Source organism: Microbacterium sp. 1154 (assembly GCF_031455375.1).
Lineage (GTDB): Bacteria > Actinomycetota > Actinomycetes > Actinomycetales > Microbacteriaceae > Microbacterium.
This window is the reverse complement of record NZ_JAVDSN010000001.1, coordinates 269,901-287,245: the sequence shown is the minus strand read 5'-3', so window position 1 is coordinate 287,245 and position 17,345 is coordinate 269,901. Positions and strand designations below refer to the sequence as shown.

Here is a 17,345-nt window from a genome sequence, read left to right as displayed (position 1 = left end):
TGCTGCCCGCGGGGCGCATGCCGCGGCGCGGAAGCCTGCTCGAGGGAGGAGATTCTGGGAGGGGAGGGTCGATGCCCCGCTGACGGTCCTCCGCTCGCGGATCCTCCTCCTCAGCTCAGGCGGACACGCCCACCCGCGCGAGGTCACACCCGCGCGCGTGAGCGCGCGAAGGCTGAAGCCTCAGCCCGCGTCGGCGATGTCGCGACGCTCGGCGGCCGCGGGGTCGGCGACCTCGATGCCGAACAGTGCCGACAGGGCGTCGATGTACTCGTCGGCGCGGCCGGTCTCGGCGAGCTCGTGCGCCCGGGTGGTCGGCGTGTGCAGCAGCACCCCGACGAGGTGGCGCAGGGCCTGCTCGGTCTGACCGCCCTCGTCGCCGCGGGCGCGCACGCGGGCCACCTCGGCATCGAGCACGCCGAAGACGTGCGCCCGCAGGGCCACGACGGCGGGGGTGATGTTCTTGCGCTCGCCGACCGAGGCGAAGCGGCGCGCGGCGTCGCGCACGAGGTCGCGCGCGGCGTCGGTGGCCTGCAGCTCTTCGAGCGGGGCGTGCAGGCGGATGGTCTCGAGGTCGAGCAGGTCGACGCCCGGCACGGTGGCGACGTCGGGGTCGACGTTGCGGGGGAGGCCGAGGTCGATCACGAGTCGGCGCGCGGTGTGATCGACGGGGCAGACGCCCGCGGCGTCGTCGACGGCGGTCTCGTACGCTCCGCGCCCCGCGGCGAAGGTCGCGGCGCTGAGCACGTGGTTCTCGCTCGTGGTGCAGGTGATCACGAGGTCGGCGTGGGCGACGGCGCTCGGGAAGGTCTCCGCCGAGACCGCGCGCAAGCCGTGCTTGATCGAGAACTTCGCGGCGCGGCCCGAGGGCGAGTACACCGAGATGTCTTCTGCTCCCTGGTCGCGCAGGGCGGCGACGGTCGCGGCGGCGTAGGCGCCGGTGCCGACGAGCAGCACGCGCTGGGTCGACCAGTCGGCGATACGGCTGTCGGCAAGTTCGAGGCCGAGACGCACGAGGGAGCGTCCGGCGCGACCGATCGCGGTGGAGTTCTTCACGCCGCGCTGGGCTTCGGACGCGCGCTGGAACAGACGCTCGAGCTCGGCGGACGTGGTGCCGAGCTGGCGCGACTCGTTGAGGGCGCGGCGCACCTGGCCGGCGATCTCGCCCTCGCCGACGACGACGGATTCGAGACCGGATGCCACCGAGAACAGGTGCTCGGCCACGTCGCTGCCGCCGAGGACGGTGTACGAGCCTTCGAGCTCGCTGGCGGGCACACCGGTCGCGGACTCGATCGCGGCGAGGGTGGCCTCGATACCCAGGGCGACCGCGGCGGTGACGGGCTCGTCCATGTCGACGTACGCCTCGAAGCGGTTGCAGGTCGCGACGACGACGGCACCCTGGACGCACTCGTCGTGCTCGGCGATCAGAGGGGCGACGGGTGTCGCGGGTACGCTGAGCCGCTCGAGGAGATCGAAGGACGCGGTCTTGTGACTCGCGCTGACGCACAGCAGCACGTACATATTCTACGCCCGCGTTCCCCGGGGTATTCCGGGGAGCCCTTCGACGTCAAGGCATCCCGCACGTTCCCCAGGGGCGGATGGAAGGATGGATGCCATGGCCTCCCTCGACGCGCCCCTGCTCCGTGCCCTCCGTGGCGACCGTCCCGAGCGGCAGCCGGTGTGGTTCATGCGTCAGGCGGGGCGCTCGCTCCCCGAGTACCGGGAGCTCCGCGTCGGCACCCGCATGCTCGACGCGTGCCTGACCCCCGATCTCGCCGCGGAGATCACCCTCCAGCCCATCCGCCGCCACAAGGTGGATGCGGCCATCTTCTTCAGCGACATCGTCGTGCCGCTGCGCCTGGCCGGTGTCGATGTCGTGATCGAACCCGGCCGGGGCCCGGTCTTCGCCGACCCGGTGCGTACCGCCGACGACGTCGCGCGCATCACCGCGATCGACCCCGACGCCGTCGCTGCGGCGGCCGAGCCGGTGCGCGAAGCCGCCCGGCGCGTGACCGCCGAGCTCGACGACGCTGTTCCCCTCATCGGGTTCGCGGGCGCTCCGTTCACCCTCGCCGCTTACCTCGTCGAGGGCGGGCCGAGCAAGGAGCACCTGCGCGCCCGCGGCATGATGCACGCCGACCCCGAGTCGTGGCATCGCCTGGCCGGGTGGCTGTCGAAGGTCTCGCGTACCTTCCTCGACGCGCAGATCGCCGGCGGCGCGCAGGCCGTGCAGCTCTTCGACTCGTGGGCGGGTTCGCTGTCGCCCGCGACGTTCCGCGAGTTCATCGCCCCGCACTCGCGCGCCGCCCTCGAGGGCATCGAGGTGCCCCGCATCCACTTCGGCGTCGGCACCGGCGCTTTCCTCGACGACATGCGCCTCGGCGGTCTCGCCGACGCGGTGGGTGTGGATTGGCGGATGCCGCTCGATGAGGCAGCGGCGATCGTCGGCCCCGACGTGACGCTGCAGGGCAACCTGGATCCGGCCCTGCTGGGCGCCCCGTGGCCCGTCCTCGCCGCCCACGTCGACGACGTCCTCGCCCGCGGTCGTGCGGCGCGCGCGCACGTCCTCAACCTCGGTCACGGCGTGCCGCCCGACGCCGACCCCGAGGTGCTGACGCGCATCGTCGCCCGCGCACACGGCGAAGACGCGTGAGCGAGCCCCTCGACCGTCTCGTCCGCCACGCGCACGAGACGCGCGTGGTCGTCGTCGGGGGTGGCATCTCGGGTCTCGTCGCCGCGCGCGAGTGCGCGAAGGTCGGCCTGCAGGTCACGGTCCTCGAGGCCTCAGAGGTGTTCGGCGGTGTCCTGCGCACCGCCGAGGTCGGCGGGATGACGCTCGACGTGGGTGCCGAGAGCTTCGCGACCCGCGGCGGCATCGTGCGCAAGCTCCTCGACGAGCTCGCCCTGTCCGACGACATCGTCTCGCCGAACCCCGCGGGCGCGTGGGTCGCGGGTGTCCCGGGAGTCGGGGCGGCGCCGCTGCCGAAGGGCGGGGTGCTCGGCATCCCGGACAATCCCTTCGCGCCCGACGTACGACGTGTCATCGGCTGGTCGGGTTCATGGCGCGCGTACCTCGATCGGCTCCGCCCGCCGCTGACGATCGGCCACGCGCACAGCCTCGGCAAGCTCGTGCGATCGCGATTGGGCGCGCGGGTGCTCGACCGACTGGTCGCCCCGGTCACGAGCGGGGTCTACTCGGCCCGCCCGGACGACATCGACATCGACCTGGCGGCTCCGGGTCTGAACGCCGCGCTCACGCGGACCGGGTCGCTCACGGGCGCCGTCGCCGACCTGCGTGCGAGCCGTGCCGCCGCGCGTCCCGCCGACGCCCCGGCATCCGACGTTCCCGTCGTCTCGGACGGCGCCGCGAAGACTCCCGCCCCGGGCGGCGCCGTCGAGGGCATCGCCGGGGGCATGTCCCGCCTGGTCGACGCCCTCGTCGCGGGCCTGCGCGACAGCGACGTCGAGCTGCGCACGGGGGTCTCCGCCCGTGCTCTGACCCGGACGGACGACGGCTGGACGGTCGCGACCTCTGCCGACGACGAGCCGCTGCCCGCGCGGGCCGTGATCGTCGCCCTCCCCGAGGGGCCCGCGCGCGAACTGCTGGCGCCGGTCGTGCCGGGTCTCGAGGTGGGCGACCCGGTCGCCCCGGTCGTCGAGGTGGTGACCCTGGTCGTCCACGCCCCCGCTCTCGACCCGGCTCCGCGCGGAACGGGCGTCCTCACCGTTCCCGGAAGCCACGTCGCCAAAGCGCTCACGCACTCCACGGCGAAGTGGGATTGGGTTCGGGATGCCGCCGAGCCCGGCATCCACGTCGTGCGCGTCTCGTTCGGAGCACAGGGCGAAGAGCCCGCGACCGCGGCCCTCGACGACGAAGCGGCTGCAGCCCTGGCACTGTCGGAGGCCTCGGCGATGCTCGGCGTCGAGTTGTCGGCATCCGCTCTGCGCGATGCCCATCGGGTGCGCTACGTGCAGTCGCAGCCCGCCGCGACCATCGGGCGGGCGGCCGAGACCGCTGCCGCGCGGGGCGCCGTGCGCGCGGTGCCCGGACTGGGGGCCACCGGTGCGTGGATCTCGGGCACTGGCCTCGCCCAGGTCATCCCCGATGCCCGCGACGAGGCCGACCGCGTCCGCAGCGACGCGCTCTGGTCCACCTGACCGCGATAGCCACTCGACCATGCCGCGCCGCCTGTCAAGGGTGGATGCCGATCGCGGCATACGTGACTACTGTGAGATTCGACCAGCACTGGATCGAGCGTGAGGAGACCCCATGAGGGGCAAAGCAGCACTCGTCGTCGGACTCGTGGCGGGCTACGTGCTCGGTGCACGCGCAGGCCGCGACCGGTACGAGCAGATCAAGACTCAGGCCGGCAAGGTCTGGGACCAGCCCGTCGTTCAGGGACAGGTCGAGAAGGTGAAGGCGTTCGGCGTCTCCGCTCTCAAGTCCGTCCCCGGCGTGGTGTGGAAGGGCGCGAAGTCGGTCACCGGCGCGGCGTCCGGTTCCGGCACCGTGCAGGAGCGCGCCGAGCGCGCGGGACGCGCCGCGAAGCAGTCGGCCCACGAGGTGGCCGATGTCGTCGAGGATTCCGTCGACGACGCCAAGCAGGCGGAGAAGGCGGCCACCACGCGCGCGCAGGCGGCCAAGAGCGGCTCCACCTCGTCCGGGAGCTGACGCATGACCACTCCGCGCGGATTCCGCGATCGTTCCGACGACAGTCTGTTCACCCTCATCGGCGACATCCCCGAGTTGGTGCGCAACCTCGTCGTCGCCGAGATCAACGGCGCGAAGGCGTGGGCGCAGCGCACGGCGAAAGACGCCGGGATCGGCGCCGGCTGGTTCGTCGGCGCTCTGATCGTCGTCTTCTGGGCCGTTCCGGTCTTCTTCGCGTTCGTGATCGCGGGGCTGTCGTCGTGGTGGCCCGTCTGGCTGTCGGCGCTGGTCGTGTTCGGCGTGATGATCGTGATCACCGCGATCCTCGCCCTGCTGGGCTACCTGCGCTTCAAGAAGCTGTCGAAGCGCGAGAACCCCGGCAAGGCCATCTCCGAAGACGTCCGCATCGTGAAGGAGGCCCGCGATGAGTATTGATCGTCCCGTCCCCGTCCCGCGCACGGCGGTGCCCCTGGGCATCACCGACCCGGTGAAGTCGGCCCGCGCCGAGCTCAAGGCCGCTCTGGCCGCCATCGAGGTCAAGGCCAACGCCCCGCGTCGCGCGAGCGAAGCCGTCGACCGCAAGGTGCACGAGGTCCGCCGGAAGGCCCAGCAGAACCCCGGCGCTGCTGCCGCCGCCGTCGCGGGCGTCGCCTCGCTCGTCGGCCTGGCCGTCTGGGGCATCGTCCGCGCCTACACGCGCTGAAATCGTCCGAAGCGGCCCGTCTCCCTCCCGGGGGTCGGGCCGCTTCGTCGCTCCCGCTACCCGAGCCCGGCCGTCCTGCGGACCTCGTCCGCGACGCGCCGGTACGAGGGGCATTGCCGCGGTGTGTCGGCCGTGGTCTCCGCGGGACGGTTCATGAGCGGATGCCGTGGCCCAACGCCCGGCCCCGCCTACGGTTCGTTCGCGAAGAGACCCTTCAACAGGTCTTCGAAGTACTCCGGTGTCACGGCGATCGGGCCCGCGTAGGCGTGGTCGAACCCGGCGATCGCGTACAGCAACAGGGCCACGAACAGCGCGAGCATGCTCGACATCAACAGGTGGACCCGCAGGTTCCGCACCTCGATCAGCCCGAGGAGGATCGCGTTGAGCACCGCGCCGACGCCCAGCACGATCCAGAGCACACTCGGCAGCGCGAGGTGGGTGAGCGCGATGCGGTCGCGGCGGTTCTCCACCAGCAGCTGGAACTGATCGAGGGACTGCTGAACGTAGAGGGTCTCGGCGGCCGTCGTGGGCTGCACGGCGCCGATCGCCCGCTGCATGGCCGAGACGTTGGCATCCGTCTCGGCGGGAATCTCCAGACGCCGCTGTCGGGGCCAGTCCAGGTCGATGACGTTGCGGGCGTACTGGGTGATCTGAGCCTGCAGTTCGTCGCCTTGCGGGTCGGGGAGGAGCGCCGCGGTGCGGTACAGCGAGGCGAGCGACGACGACTCCTCGAGAACGACGCCGTCGACCTCGGTGAAGTTGCTGTACGCCGCCGTGGCGATGAGAGCGAGGGTGACACCGTAGAAGACGCCGTAGACGCCGACCGCGTAGCTGAGGACGCGGTCCCATTCCTCACCGCGAGGCGCCGCCCGGCGAACCCACTTCCGCAGCGCCAGCAGGATCGCGCACGAGCCGCCCACGACGAGGACGATGAACAGCGGCAGCCCCAGGTACATGGGGAGGTCGTACAACCACATCGGCACGCCTTTCGCTCGACGTCCTCCGACGCCGTCGTCGCACAGTACCAACGGGGGAGCGGCGTGCGCACGTGGTGGTGGTTCGTCGGTGAGTCAACCGGTTTGGACCGCCGCCCCGACCGGACGAGACTGGAGGTATGCCCGACGACAGCTCTTCCTCCGTGTACACGCTGTGGGCGGTTTTCCACCGCGATCCCGAGAACGCGGTCACCGCCACCGACGCGACCGAACTCGCCGACCTGGTCTCGCTGATCGAGGCCGACGGCGTCACCGTGCGCGGCTTCTACGACGTGAGCGGCCTGCGCGCCGACGCCGACCTCATGGTCTGGCTGTATGGCGAAGACCCCCAGGCGCTCCAGCGCGACCTGCGCCGCCTGCGCCGCACCGACCTGCTCAAGAACCTGCTCCCCACCTGGAACGCGATGGGCGTGCACCGCGACGCGGAGTTCAACCGCTCGCACGTGCCCGGTTTCCTCCGCGGTATCGAGGCGCAGCAGTGGCTGTGCCTGTACCCCTTCGTGCGCAGCTACGAGTGGTACCTCCTGCCCGAGGCCGAGCGCCGCGAGATGCTCATCGAGCACGGCAAGAAGGGCTCGGCGTACAAGGGCGTCATCGCCAACACCGTGGCCTCGTTCGCCCTCGGCGACTACGAGTGGCTCCTCCCCATGGAGGCCGACGTGCTCACCGATCTCGTCGACATGATGCGCGACCTGCGGTACACCGAGGCCCGTCGCCACGTGCGCGAGGAGGTGCCGTTCTACACCGGTCGGCTGGTCACTCTCGACGAGATCCCCGAGATCCTTCAGTGACCGCGCCCCTGCGCCTCGGCACTCGCCGCAGCAACCTGGCGATGACCCAGTCGCAGATGGTCGCCGACGCCGTGTCCGCGGCATCCGGTCGTCCGGTCGAACTGGTGCCCATCGTCTCGGAGGGCGACGTCAACCGCGCCTCGCTGTCGCAGCTGGGCGGGCGCGGGGTGTTCGCCAACGGTCTGCGTGAGGCTCTCGCGGCGGATCGCTGCGACTTCCTCGTCCACTCGCTCAAAGACCTGCCCACGCAGCAGCCCGAGGGTCTCGTCATCGCGGCCACGCCCGCACGGGCGGACGCGCGCGACGTGGTCGTCACCCGTGACGGCACCCCGCTGGGCTCGCTCGCCCCGGGGGCGCGTGTGGGGACCGGGTCGCCCCGCCGCATCGCTCAGGCCCTTCGCCACAACCCCCGCGTCGACATCCGCGACATCCGCGGCAACGTCGACTCGCGTCTGGCGCGGGTGCGCGACGGAGAATTGGATGCCGTGATCCTCGCGGCCGCGGGTATCTCGCGGCTGGGCGGAGACCTCGGCGGCCTTCTCGCCGAAGAGCTGGGTCTGTCGGAGTGGCCGACCGCGCCCGGGCAAGGGGCGCTCGCCGTCGAGACCCGCGAGGACATCGATCCCGAGATCTACGCTGCTCTCGCGCCGTTGGACGACGAGCTCACGCGCGTGGCGATCACCGCCGAGCGCACCGTCCTCTCGGCGCTCGATGCCGGGTGCAGCGCACCCGTGGGCACGCACGCCTCGCTCGCCGAGGGCGACCTGCGTCTGCGCGCGGTCGTCTACGCGCTCGACGGGTCGCAAAGGATCGGCATCGACCGGACGGTGCGTCTCGACCCGGGGTATGGTGGGGACACTACGGGCAGTGGCAATGGAGCGGATGCTGCCGACGACGGGGGACCGATCGCGCAAGCGACGCGAGCGGGCCAAGACGCCGCGCGTCGGTTGCTCGAACGCGGGGCGGCCGATCTGGTACCACGAGAGTCGACCACATGAACGAAGGCCATCAGCACACGCCGAGCCCCTCGACGGGCAGCGTGCCGAAACCCCTTGCCGGTCGACGCGTCCTCGTGCCGCGAGGCGGCCCCTGGGGCGACGGCGTCGCCGCCAGCCTCCGCCAGCTCGGGGCCGTGCCCGTGATCGCACCGCTGATCAACTTCGCCCCCACGAACGACCAGGCAACGCTCGACGAGGCCCTCGCCGATCTCGCCGCCGGGGCCTTCGATTGGCTGACGCTCACGAGCGCCACCACCGTCGACGTGCTGTACGCCTACAAGGCGGTGATCCCCTCCGAGACGAAGGTCGCGGTCGTCGGTGAGACCACGGCGGCCGCCATGCAGGCCGTCGGCTATCACGTCGATCTCGTGCCCGAACGCGACAACTCGGCCCAGGGCATGGCCGAGCAGATGATCGAGCTCGAGACCGAGCCGCGCAAGGTCCTCACGCTCCGCAGCGAGATCGCCAAGCCGGTGCTCACTCGCCTTCTCATCGAGGCCGGACACGACGTGCGCAGCGTCGTCGCCTACCGCACGGTGGGCGTTCCGGTCACCGAGAAGATCGCCGGCGACGTGCAGTCGGGGCGCATCAACGCCATCCTCGTCACGAGTGGCTCGGTCGCCGAACAGGTCGTCGAGCAGTTCCCCGAGGTTCCGGCATCCACCGTCATCGCGGCTATCGGCCCGCGCACCGCCAAGGACGCCAAGCGCGCCGGGCTCAGCGTCGACGTCGTGGCCGAGACCCAGACGGTCGACTCCCTCATCGACGCCGTCGCCCGCTTCCCCCTGAACACCGACGAATCGACCCCATGAGCTTCCCCGAGCACCGCCCGCGGCGCCTGCGCCGCACCCCCGCCGTCCGTCGTCTCGCCCGAGAGACGCACCTCGTCCCCTCCCAGCTGATCCTGCCGCTGTTCGTGCGCGAGGGCATCACCGAGCCGAGTCCGATCGGGTCGATGCCCGGCATCGTGCAGCACTCGATCGACTCCCTCCGGCGTGCGGTGGCCGAGGCGGCCGAACAGCGCATCGGGGGCGTCATGCTCTTCGGCGTGCCCGAGACGCGTGACGCGGTGGGTTCCGGGGCCGACGACCCGAACGGCATCCTGAACCTCGCCACCGAGGCCGTCGTGGCCGAGGTCGGCGACGCGGTGGTCGTGCAGACCGACCTGTGTCTCGACGAGTTCACCGATCACGGCCACTGCGGCGTGCTGCGCGAAGACGGCGCCGTCGACAACGACGCGACGCTCGATCGCTACACGGCGATGGGTCTGGCGCAGGCGCGCGCGGGCTCGGCCATGCTGGGACTGTCGGGAATGATGGACGGCCAGGTCGGTGCGGTGCGTGAGGCGCTGGATGCCGAGGGGTTCACCGACACCCTGATCCTGGCGTACTCGGCCAAGTATGCGGGCGCGTTCTACGGCCCCTTCCGCGAGGCCGTCGACTCGCAGCTGAAGGGTGATCGCCGCTCGTACCAGCTCGATCCCGGCAACGGCCGCGAGGGAGTACGCGAGGCGCTGCTCGACGTCGAAGAGGGCGCCGATGTCGTCATGGTCAAGCCGGCCCTGCCGTACCTCGACGTCCTGGCAGACGTGAAGGCGTCGGTCGACGTGCCGGTCTGGGCCTACCAGGTGTCGGGCGAGTATGCGATGGTCGAGGCTGCCGCCGCTCACGGCTGGATCGACCGACGGGGCGCGATCATGGAGAGCCTGCTCGGCATCCGCCGTGCCGGCGCCGACGCGATCCTGACGTACTGGGCCGTCGAGGCCGCCCGCTGGCTGCGCGCCGAGCTCTGAGCCTGCCCGACCCTTCCCCGCGTGAGGGGTCGATTTCTCTCGCCCAGGCGGCGCCGAAGCGACACTTTTCGACCCCTCACGCGGGGGCGCCCGGAAGAATGGATGCCATGACCGATCTCAACGACCAGTGGTTCGCCCGCGCCAAGGACGTCATCCCGGGTGGCGTGAACTCGCCCGTGCGCGCGTACGGTTCCGTGGGCGGAACGCCGCGGTTCGTCCAGTCGGCGTCCGGCCCGCGGATCACGGATGCCGCGGGTCGTGAGTACGTCGATCTCGTCGCTTCATGGGGTCCGGCGCTCCTCGGCCATGCGCACCCCGAGGTGGTCGGGGCGGTGCAGTCCGCGGCATCCCGAGGTCTGTCCTTCGGCGCTCCGACCGGAGCGGAGGTCGAGCTGGCCGACCTCGTCGCGCAGCGCGTGCAGGTCGGCGATCTGAAGCCGATCGAGAAGGTGCGCCTGGTGTCGACCGGTACCGAGGCGACCATGACGGCGGTCCGTCTGGCGCGCGGCGTCACCGGCCGCGATCTGCTCATCAAGTTCGCCGGGCACTACCACGGGCACTCCGACGGGCTGCTGGCGGCGGCCGGTTCGGGGGTCGCCACGCTCGCGCTGCCCGGTTCGGCCGGGGTTCCCGCGCCGATCGCCGCGCAGACGCTCGTGCTGCCGTACAACGACCTCGACGCGGTGCGCGAGGTCTTCGCGGTGCACGGCGAGAACATCGCGGCGATCATCGTCGAGGCCGCTTCAGCCAACATGGGCGTCGTCCCGCCGCTGCCCGGGTTCAACGCCGCGCTCGCCGACATCGCGCACAGCCACGGATCCCTGCTGATCATGGACGAGGTGCTCACCGGCTTCCGCGTGCACCCCGCCGGGTTCTGGGGTCTGCAGGCTTCGCAGGGCGAGCGGTATCTGCCCGACATCCTCACCTACGGCAAGGTCATCGGTGGTGGCATGCCGCTCGCAGCCCTCGCCGGTCGCGCCGAGATCATGGACCACCTCGCGCCGCTGGGGCCGGTGTACCAGGCGGGAACGCTGTCGGGGAACCCGCTGTCCGTCGCCGCGGGTCTGGCGACGCTCCGGCTCGCCACCCCCGAGGTGTATGCCGCCGTCGACGCCGCGGCCACGCAGATCGCCGATGCGCTCGATGACGCACTGACGGCAGAGGGCGTCGTGCACGCCGTCCCGCGCGCGGGCTCGCTGTTCGGCGTCGCGTTCCTCCCCGACGTGCCGCGCGACTATGCCACCGCGCTCACGCAGCAGTCGTACCGGTACGCGCCGTTCTTCCACGCGATGCTGGATGCCGGCATCTCGCTGCCCCCGAGCGTGTTCGAGGCGTGGTTCCTCACGGCGGCGCACGACGAGGTCGCTCTCGGTCGCGTGCTCGAGGCGCTGCCCGTGGCCGCGAAAGCGGCGGCCGAAGCGCTGGATCCGACGCTGCTCGCGCAGTAGGGATCATCCCCGAGGGGGATGCGTTTCGTCCTTTGCGATGATGCGCGGGGGCAGGCCCGGTCGAGAGGCTGGAGTCATGCTCCCCGCACGGCCCCAGCCCACCGCCTTCTCGTCGGTGCTGTCGCGACTCGCGTCGTGGTGGCCCACCTCCATGGCCCCGCGGCGCCGTCGTGCGACCTGGCAGCCGTGCCCGCGCGGTCAGGTCTGATCAGCGCCAGGTCCAGCTGAGCAGGGCCGAGAGGGCCCGGATGCCGGCCTCGCCGACGTCGCCGTACTGGCTCGCTATCGCGCGGACGGTGCGGTCGGCCCACGCCGCGAGATCCGTGGCGTCGGCGCCGGGGGTCACGGCATCCATTCGCTCGATCAGGCCCTCGACACGGTCGCGGAGGGCTCGGTCGGGGACGGATTCGGGATGCCGGCCGGGGACGGCGGAGCCGTCGGCCCAGATGTAGGCGGTGAGGGCGGTGTCGAGGGAGGTCATGGTGCGTCCTTCGCTGAACTCACCGGGGCAACCCACTGTTCCCTTGGCGTTGTGCTCGGCAGGGGCGCGCTGACCACCTCGCTCACGAGGTGCTCGAGTTCTCTGCGGCGCGGTCGTCGAGGAAGAAGAGTGGTTCGACGAACTTGCCCGGGGTGGTGACCGGTGCTGGCTCGAGGGCTTGCGCCGACCTCAGTACCTCGTTCACCAGAGTGATCAGGTCGTTGCGGGTCGGCGGGAGGTTACTGGTCGGATCGTGCTTCGCGAGTTGTTCGACGATCACCACGGGACGGCCGTCGGGGAGACTGGTGCGCGCTACCTCGAGAAGGACGACTTCGGGAGGCAGGACGACCTCCTGCTCAGCGGGGTGGGCGGAGAAGGCAACGATCTGGCGTCCTGTGCGGCTGACGATGGCGGCGGTCGCGGGGGTGGAGAAGTTCTCTGTCGCGATGCGCGGGTCCTCGCTCGTGGCGGTGACGCCGCGGGTCCACCGGGCAGGTGTGAGCTGAGGGATGAACGGGAGGCCGTGGAAGACGATTCCGGTGTGAGCGGGCAGCTTCTCGAGAGCGCTCAGAAAACTCCGCGCGGCTTCGGCGGCATTGACCATCGGAGGCTCTCTCCTTTCCGTTGTGTGCTGGCGCGGACCTAAAGACCGAGCGACCGTCGCAAGGCTCGATCCGTATCGCGGTTGATTCGTTCGGATTTGGCTCTTTCCGCTGCGTCAAGAGGCGCACCCGGTCGACGGCTTCTCCGAATCGCGTCCAAGACGAAGGCGCACGCGGCTGCTTCAGAATCAAATCGCGCGAGTTCGACCCAGTGGCCGCTTTCCTGCGTCCCGACTGCAAACCCGGCCGATCCCTCGCTCAGGAGGACGAGAGTGCCCAGGACGGGTTGCCCGTCGCCGACGTGCGGGTAATCCGGGCTAGACACGGGAGCCGAGCCGAACTCGTCGCGGAGGAGACCGCAGAGTTCTTCGAAGGCGAGGTCCTGCATAAACGGCTTCGACTTTCGTGCGGTGCGCTGCGGTCAGCTCTGTTCCTGACGCCTGGCGCGGGCGGTGTGCTCTAGAACGGCGAGGTTTGCGGAACCACGGTCGGCCATCGCCACGCCAGCGCGTCCACTGCATCTTCCGACAGGCGCGGCATGATCGCGGCAAGCTTCGTGCGAACGCGTCCAGGAAGGCCGTCGTCCGCGGGCGCGACCTCGTGGAACGCGACGGACGCCGAGCCGCGGATGAACGCGGTCAGCACCGGGGTGAGGTCGGAGGCGTCATCACCGAATCGGGCGACCACGGCTCCCAGATCATCGATCGGTTCCGGTGAGACACACCAGCCGGTGTAGAGCACGATAGCGTCGCTCAGTTTCGCATCGTCGACTGCGGGTGAGCGTGCAACACCGTGCCCAGGGAAGCGCGCTTCGGCTTCGCGAACGGTGACGGGGTTCCGGAACCGGCTGTTCCCCGTCCACCACGTCTGGCAGTAGTCGCAGCGGTAAAGGAAGTCATCGGGTGATGTCGTGAGCACGAGTTTCGGCTGCTGCTCGCGCATGGCGAGGTCGAGACACGCCGGGCATCCGAGGTCTGTCGGTGGCATCAGGGTGCCGTCACGCCAGTTCGGTTCGGAACTTCGCAATCCCCGCTGGTTCGATGTCGAATCCCAGGTTCGACCCGGGATTAACGACGAGGCCCTGCGTTGCCGGGGACTGCAGCAAAAGCTGGCTCCCCGACATTGCGACGACGAACGGCGCAAGGTGGGCGACGCGCTCGGCCTCCTGAGGAGACGTGAAGACGGCCATCATCGAGTGGTCGTCTTTCGGGAACAGCACGGGCTGAAAGTCCTTGAACGTCTCTCCCGGATCCGCCCCGCTCGGAACGTAGAGCGTGCTTGCCGCGAACGTCCAGAGCACCGACTGCATGGTGAGCTGGCCCGATCGCGCTCGGGCGATTGCTGTCTCAAGCACTGAAGCCATCAGAGTTCTCCTTATGTGGCGGGCGATGAAACGGATGACCGAGATGACGTGGGGGCGAGCCCGGTGTCACTCAATACTTCCTCACGACCTGCCATGATCCGTCCACGAGCTTGGTGAGGACGGATCCCGGGGGAACGGGCGCGCCGCCGGGATAGATCGTCTCCCTCGTCTGGTTCACGAGGTACCCGGAGTCCATCACGACCGCTGTGTGGCCGTACGTCGGATCGGTGCTCGTGGGGTCGTGGTAGAAGTTCGGGTTGCCCTGCGCATCTTCGAGTACCGGGCGGCGGAGGTCACGCGGGTCGACCGGGAAGTGAACCGCGTAGACGTCGCCGCCGTTCATGTAGGCGTCGGCCGCCTGAGGTGCCATGCCCGTTTCTTTCGCGGCTGCGCTTGCGCTGTCGATGCGGGCAGCATCAGAGACAGGCATGGCCCAGACGTCTCCGTTCGGGGCACCGAGATTGGCGTTGTCGACGTCGTAGTAATGAACAGCGCCATCGCCGAAAAGTGACGAGTGATAGCCGGCTGCATCCATCTCGGCGAGGTGCGAGGGAGTGAGCGCTTCGCCCGGCTGGATGTCGAGCGGTGCGCGCGAAGCTTCTTCGGAGTAGCGCGGAACCCGCGGGGGTGCTTCCCCGCGGGGCGCGCGCCGCGGCACGCTTCCAAGCAGTCCGGCTCCCTTGCTCATGAGAGCCCGAAGCTCGCTCAGAAGGTCGCCGAGCTTGCCGCACGAGCGCAGCAGACCGGTGAGCTTGCCGCTGATCTTCGCGGTCCAGCTGGCGACGCGGGAAGAGACCTGCGAGATGATCCAGGGGGTGGCGATGCCAACGGTGACGACGGCTTCGGTGGCCCACGAGATCGCTGAACCGACGAGTTGGGACAGGATGTCGCGCACGAGGTCGTGGACGACCTGGACGATCGTCGAGGCGATCTGAAGTCCGGTGGCCATGGCGCCCGCCCATTGGCCCGACGCGCGGATGTGGGCGGCGGCGTCGGTCTGGAAGCGGCGGTAGGCCTCGATCGCTTCGCCGGCCATGTCGTCGAGGTCGCTGACGACGCGGTCGAGGTAGTCGGCGGAGCTGTTGAGCTGGTTCTGGACGTTGGTCCACGTCTGCGAGAACCCGGCGACGGCGCCGGCGTCTCCCGTGAGGTCGTTGAACCAGCCCTTGATCGGTTCGAAGTGGTCGATGAGCCATCCGAGGCCGGCGGCGATGAGCGAGCCGAGCGGGTCGATGGCGGTGGCGACGGTGTCGACGACCGTGCTGAAGGCCGCGAGGCCGCCCTCGACCCAGTTGCCGGACTCGATGGCGGATGCCAACTGGGTCCCGGAATCGAGGAGGCCGGCACCGCTGAACGGCGTCGCCGTGTCGACGGGACCTGCGACGAGCGCGTTGCTCACAGGCCCGTCTCCAACGCGCGGATCGACTCGAGCACCTTCTGCTCGTACGCGTCCATGTCGCTGCCGACGCCGACGATCTCGGTGGCGGAGCGGCGCACCATGTCTTCGGCGGCACCGATCAACGACCGCGCGGCGTCGGCCACCATCGTCGCGGGCGGCACGAGGAACGAGCACAGCACCCCGAACGCCTCGGCGTTCAATCCGCCGGACGATCCCGCGTCACGGGCGACGGAGATGTCGGATGCCACGGCGCTCAGCCGCGAGGCGTGCGAGCCGATGAGCTCGGAGTCGACGGCGATGCGATCGGCCACGCGCGTCAGACCCGGAAGCCCATGGGCTGAGACGGGGGCTCACGATCGAGCTCGCCCGCGAGGTGACCGACGATCGGCGAATCAGCGCCGAACGCGACCCGCGTGATCTCCAGAGCCTGTTCACCCGCCAGCACCTGAGCGCGCCCGGCGGTCTCGACGATCAGTTGCTCCAGAGCATCGGGACGCAGCTCGTACGCCGCATCGGCGAGGCGGATACCGGCCAGACGCCCCGCGGCGTCGACGGTCACCGTGACCTCGCGACGCGGAGAGGTCGCTGAAGCGCGGACCGCATCGATGTCGGCCTGCACCTGCTGCGCCTGCGCTGCCCGCGTCTGCGCTTCGGCCACCTGCTGCTCGATCCGGGCAATAGCCGCCTCGGCCTCGCGAGAAGAGAAGAGGTCTGTCACTCGGGTGATGGTAGTCCTCGAGTCCGTGACCTGGGTCAAAGATGTGAGAACTTTCATTTTGGCGCCGTTCGTGCTGGCGCCATCCGGGTGAGGCGTCTCAGCCGTCTATGCGCGCTTCGGGGAATGCCGCTCGAGCGGCATCCGGTGACACGGGGTTCTGGTAGCGCTGCGTTCCGATCCACCACGTCCGGCAGAAGTCGCACCGATACAGCAGATCAGACGGAGAGGTGGCGAGGACGAATCGCGGTTGATACGGCTTTCCCGAGTGCATCAGGCAGGTCTGGCATCCTAGATCCTCGCTCATTCATGGCTCCTCACCCGAGTGATCGTAACTCCAGGGCGATCAACGGTGACACCGACGGCGAGCACCGCAGATCGGGTGAAAGACTGAACCAATGCGTCCTCCCCAGCCCCGTGTCGTCGTGCTCGCCGGTGGAGTCGGCGGGTCGAAGTTCACCCTCGGCGTCCGCGCCGCCCTTCGCCGGCTGGGCGCTGCCGAGGCCACGGTCATCGTCAACACGGGCGACGATCTGTGGCTCTCCGGTGTCCGTTTGCAACCCGACGTCGACTCGATCACCTACGCCCTCGCCGGGGTCAACGACACCGAGCGCGGCTGGGGCCGCGCCGGTGACACCGAGCGCGTCAACGAGGAATTCCAGGCGTGGGGCGCGGGCTGGCCGTGGTTCACCCTCGGCGACCTCGACCTCGGCACCCACCTGGCCCGCACCGGGTGGCTTCGTGACGGACACACCCCGACCCAGGTGCTCGCGCGCATGGCGGAGCGGTGGCCGCTCGGCATCCGGATGCTTCCCATGACCGACAGCGAGGTCGACACGCACGTGCTGCTCGAAGACGGCGGGCGTCTGCACTTCCAGGAGTGGTGGACGCGCCACCGGGCGAAGCTCACCCCGCTCGCCTTCGAGAACCCGGGGATAGCGGATGCCGCACCCGCGCCGGGCGTGACGGATGCCATCGCGTCGGCGGACGTGGTGCTGATCGCGCCGTCGAACCCCGTCGTGTCCATCGGGCCGATCCTGGCTGTGCCTGGGATTCGGGATGCCGTACGGGAGACGTCGGCGAAAGTCGTCGGCGTCTCGCCGATCATCGGCGGGCGGGTCGTGCGCGGCATGGCCGACGTGTGCCTGACGGCGATCGGGGTCGAGACCTCGGCCGCGGCTGTCGCGCGGCACTACGGCGCGCGGTCGGCGGGCGGCGTGCTCGACGCGTGGCTGGTGGCCGAAGAGGATGCGGCCGCGGCGCCCGAGGTCGAGGCGGCGGGAGTTCGGGCCGTGGTGACGCCGCTGTGGATGCGCGACGAGGAGTCGTCGGCAGCGATCGCCGAGGCGGCGCTGCGGGCCTGAGACGCCACGGTCACGCTGTGGGTTGGGGGAAGCAGCAGGGCCGCGG

At 70.3% G+C, this 17,345-nt stretch carries 22 protein-coding genes; 12 read left to right on the top strand and 10 right to left on the bottom strand.

The genetic code is table 11. The features are described from left to right. Positions 1-180 precede the first annotated feature (180 nt). Positions 181-1,512: a glutamyl-tRNA reductase gene (locus J2X55_RS01215; protein ID WP_115917512.1), complete on the bottom strand. Its 1,332-nt coding sequence runs from the start codon at positions 1,510-1,512 to the stop codon at positions 181-183. Between the two features lie 100 nt (positions 1,513-1,612). Here J2X55_RS01215 and hemE point away from each other — a divergent pair, with 100 nt between their 5' ends. The 5 genes from hemE to J2X55_RS01190 all read left to right on the top strand — a co-directional run bounded on the left by hemE (position 1,613) and on the right by J2X55_RS01190 (position 5,351). After that, on the top strand, positions 1,613-2,650 hold the full coding sequence (gene hemE / locus J2X55_RS01210) for a uroporphyrinogen decarboxylase (protein WP_115917510.1): 1,038 nt from the start codon (positions 1,613-1,615) through the stop codon (positions 2,648-2,650). Beyond that, positions 2,647-4,155 (top strand): protoporphyrinogen oxidase, encoded by a 1,509-nt coding sequence (hemG, locus tag J2X55_RS01205; protein WP_309821559.1) that lies wholly within the window; start codon positions 2,647-2,649, stop codon positions 4,153-4,155. Before hemE ends, hemG begins: the two co-directional genes overlap by 4 nt. Before the next feature lie 112 nt (positions 4,156-4,267). Beyond that, positions 4,268-4,669 carry a hypothetical protein gene (locus J2X55_RS01200; RefSeq protein WP_181906402.1) on the top strand — a complete coding sequence of 134 codons (402 nt, stop codon included), beginning with the start codon at positions 4,268-4,270 and terminating at the stop codon, positions 4,667-4,669. Between the two features lie 3 nt (positions 4,670-4,672). Next, on the top strand, positions 4,673-5,083 hold the full coding sequence (locus J2X55_RS01195) for a phage holin family protein (RefSeq protein ID WP_309821558.1): 411 nt from the start codon (positions 4,673-4,675) through the stop codon (positions 5,081-5,083). Beyond that, the gene (locus J2X55_RS01190; RefSeq protein WP_115916837.1) at positions 5,073-5,351 is read left to right on the top strand and encodes a hypothetical protein; all 279 of its coding nucleotides are present in this window, start codon (positions 5,073-5,075) and stop codon (positions 5,349-5,351) included. The genes J2X55_RS01195 and J2X55_RS01190 overlap by 11 nt, the downstream gene beginning before the upstream one ends. 188 nt (positions 5,352-5,539) lie before the next feature. On the opposite strand, the gene J2X55_RS01185 is transcribed toward J2X55_RS01190, so the two are convergent. Next, positions 5,540-6,328 carry a DUF4239 domain-containing protein gene (locus tag J2X55_RS01185; RefSeq protein ID WP_103208060.1) on the bottom strand — a complete coding sequence of 263 codons (789 nt, stop codon included), beginning with the start codon at positions 6,326-6,328 and terminating at the stop codon, positions 5,540-5,542. 137 nt (positions 6,329-6,465) lie between these two features. Between J2X55_RS01185 and hemQ the strand changes: the two genes are divergently transcribed. From hemQ to J2X55_RS01155, 6 genes are all read left to right on the top strand, one after another. Then, positions 6,466-7,137, top strand: a complete 672-nt coding sequence (gene hemQ / locus J2X55_RS01180; protein WP_309821557.1) for a hydrogen peroxide-dependent heme synthase — start codon at positions 6,466-6,468, stop codon at positions 7,135-7,137. Next, positions 7,134-8,135 carry a hydroxymethylbilane synthase gene (gene hemC, locus J2X55_RS01175; protein ID WP_309821556.1) on the top strand — a complete coding sequence of 334 codons (1,002 nt, stop codon included), beginning with the start codon at positions 7,134-7,136 and terminating at the stop codon, positions 8,133-8,135. The genes hemQ and hemC overlap by 4 nt, the downstream gene beginning before the upstream one ends. After that, positions 8,132-8,947 (top strand): uroporphyrinogen-III synthase, encoded by an 816-nt coding sequence (locus J2X55_RS01170; RefSeq protein ID WP_309821555.1) that lies wholly within the window; start codon positions 8,132-8,134, stop codon positions 8,945-8,947. The genes hemC and J2X55_RS01170 overlap by 4 nt, the downstream gene beginning before the upstream one ends. Further along, positions 8,944-9,927 carry a porphobilinogen synthase gene (hemB, locus tag J2X55_RS01165; RefSeq protein WP_309821554.1) on the top strand — a complete coding sequence of 328 codons (984 nt, stop codon included), beginning with the start codon at positions 8,944-8,946 and terminating at the stop codon, positions 9,925-9,927. The genes J2X55_RS01170 and hemB overlap by 4 nt, the downstream gene beginning before the upstream one ends. 107 nt (positions 9,928-10,034) lie before the next feature. Next, positions 10,035-11,375, top strand: a complete 1,341-nt coding sequence (gene hemL, locus J2X55_RS01160) for a glutamate-1-semialdehyde 2,1-aminomutase (protein WP_309821553.1) — start codon at positions 10,035-10,037, stop codon at positions 11,373-11,375. A gap of 76 nt (positions 11,376-11,451) precedes the next feature. Continuing rightward, on the top strand, positions 11,452-11,583 hold the full coding sequence (locus tag J2X55_RS01155; protein ID WP_309821552.1) for a hypothetical protein: 132 nt from the start codon (positions 11,452-11,454) through the stop codon (positions 11,581-11,583). Here the strand turns inward: J2X55_RS01155 and J2X55_RS01150 are convergent, their stop codons facing one another. From J2X55_RS01150 to J2X55_RS01115, 8 genes are all read right to left on the bottom strand, one after another. Next, entirely contained in the window at positions 11,584-11,856 is a 273-nt protein-coding gene (locus J2X55_RS01150) for a hypothetical protein (RefSeq protein WP_210075910.1), read from the bottom strand. Between the two features lie 82 nt (positions 11,857-11,938). Further along, the gene (locus J2X55_RS01145; RefSeq protein ID WP_309821551.1) at positions 11,939-12,460 is read right to left on the bottom strand and encodes a hypothetical protein; all 522 of its coding nucleotides are present in this window, start codon (positions 12,458-12,460) and stop codon (positions 11,939-11,941) included. 457 nt (positions 12,461-12,917) lie between these two features. After that, on the bottom strand, positions 12,918-13,400 hold the full coding sequence (locus tag J2X55_RS01140; protein WP_115916854.1) for a hypothetical protein: 483 nt from the start codon (positions 13,398-13,400) through the stop codon (positions 12,918-12,920). Between the two features lie 55 nt (positions 13,401-13,455). Further along, positions 13,456-13,821, bottom strand: coding sequence for an SseB family protein (locus J2X55_RS01135; RefSeq protein ID WP_115916856.1), 366 nt, complete (start codon positions 13,819-13,821; stop codon positions 13,456-13,458). A 70-nt stretch (positions 13,822-13,891) separates the two neighbouring features. Next, entirely contained in the window at positions 13,892-15,220 is a 1,329-nt protein-coding gene (locus J2X55_RS01130) for a hypothetical protein (RefSeq protein ID WP_309821550.1), read from the bottom strand. Continuing rightward, positions 15,217-15,531 carry a hypothetical protein gene (locus J2X55_RS01125; RefSeq protein ID WP_056224595.1) on the bottom strand — a complete coding sequence of 105 codons (315 nt, stop codon included), beginning with the start codon at positions 15,529-15,531 and terminating at the stop codon, positions 15,217-15,219. The genes J2X55_RS01130 and J2X55_RS01125 overlap by 4 nt, the downstream gene beginning before the upstream one ends. Before the next feature lie 5 nt (positions 15,532-15,536). Beyond that, entirely contained in the window at positions 15,537-15,938 is a 402-nt protein-coding gene (locus tag J2X55_RS01120) for a YbaB/EbfC family nucleoid-associated protein (RefSeq protein ID WP_181904632.1), read from the bottom strand. A gap of 97 nt (positions 15,939-16,035) precedes the next feature. Then, a complete protein-coding gene (locus tag J2X55_RS01115) occupies positions 16,036-16,242 on the bottom strand; it encodes a hypothetical protein (protein ID WP_309821549.1) in 207 nt (68 codons plus the stop codon). A gap of 91 nt (positions 16,243-16,333) precedes the next feature. Between J2X55_RS01115 and cofD the strand changes: the two genes are divergently transcribed. After that, the gene (cofD, locus tag J2X55_RS01110; RefSeq protein WP_309821548.1) at positions 16,334-17,299 is read left to right on the top strand and encodes a 2-phospho-L-lactate transferase; all 966 of its coding nucleotides are present in this window, start codon (positions 16,334-16,336) and stop codon (positions 17,297-17,299) included. The last annotated feature ends 46 nt before the right edge of the window (positions 17,300-17,345 follow it).

What these genes read in the sequence shown, in the direction of transcription:
- J2X55_RS01190 (WP_115916837.1), top strand. Translation starts at nt 5,073, where the DNA reads ATGAGTATTGATCGTCCCGTCCCCGTCCCGCGCACGGCGGTGCCCCTG.
- J2X55_RS01195 (WP_309821558.1), top strand. Translation starts at nt 4,673, where the DNA reads ATGACCACTCCGCGCGGATTCCGCGATCGTTCCGACGACAGTCTGTTC.
- J2X55_RS01150 (WP_210075910.1), bottom strand. Translation starts at nt 11,856, where the DNA reads ATGACCTCCCTCGACACCGCCCTCACCGCCTACATCTGGGCCGACGGC.
- J2X55_RS01145 (WP_309821551.1), bottom strand. Translation starts at nt 12,460, where the DNA reads ATGGTCAATGCCGCCGAAGCCGCGCGGAGTTTTCTGAGCGCTCTCGAG.
- J2X55_RS01155 (WP_309821552.1), top strand. Translation starts at nt 11,452, where the DNA reads ATGCTCCCCGCACGGCCCCAGCCCACCGCCTTCTCGTCGGTGCTGTCG.
- J2X55_RS01185 (WP_103208060.1), bottom strand. Translation starts at nt 6,328, where the DNA reads ATGTGGTTGTACGACCTCCCCATGTACCTGGGGCTGCCGCTGTTCATC.
- J2X55_RS01200 (WP_181906402.1), top strand. Translation starts at nt 4,268, where the DNA reads ATGAGGGGCAAAGCAGCACTCGTCGTCGGACTCGTGGCGGGCTACGTG.
- hemB (WP_309821554.1), top strand. Translation starts at nt 8,944, where the DNA reads ATGAGCTTCCCCGAGCACCGCCCGCGGCGCCTGCGCCGCACCCCCGCC.
- J2X55_RS01170 (WP_309821555.1), top strand. Translation starts at nt 8,132, where the DNA reads ATGAACGAAGGCCATCAGCACACGCCGAGCCCCTCGACGGGCAGCGTG.
- cofD (WP_309821548.1), top strand. Translation starts at nt 16,334, where the DNA reads ATGCGTCCTCCCCAGCCCCGTGTCGTCGTGCTCGCCGGTGGAGTCGGC.
- hemL (WP_309821553.1), top strand. Translation starts at nt 10,035, where the DNA reads ATGACCGATCTCAACGACCAGTGGTTCGCCCGCGCCAAGGACGTCATC.
- J2X55_RS01140 (WP_115916854.1), bottom strand. Translation starts at nt 13,400, where the DNA reads ATGCGCGAGCAGCAGCCGAAACTCGTGCTCACGACATCACCCGATGAC.
- J2X55_RS01135 (WP_115916856.1), bottom strand. Translation starts at nt 13,821, where the DNA reads ATGGCTTCAGTGCTTGAGACAGCAATCGCCCGAGCGCGATCGGGCCAG.
- hemE (WP_115917510.1), top strand. Translation starts at nt 1,613, where the DNA reads ATGGCCTCCCTCGACGCGCCCCTGCTCCGTGCCCTCCGTGGCGACCGT.
- J2X55_RS01115 (WP_309821549.1), bottom strand. Translation starts at nt 16,242, where the DNA reads ATGAGCGAGGATCTAGGATGCCAGACCTGCCTGATGCACTCGGGAAAG.
- hemQ (WP_309821557.1), top strand. Translation starts at nt 6,466, where the DNA reads ATGCCCGACGACAGCTCTTCCTCCGTGTACACGCTGTGGGCGGTTTTC.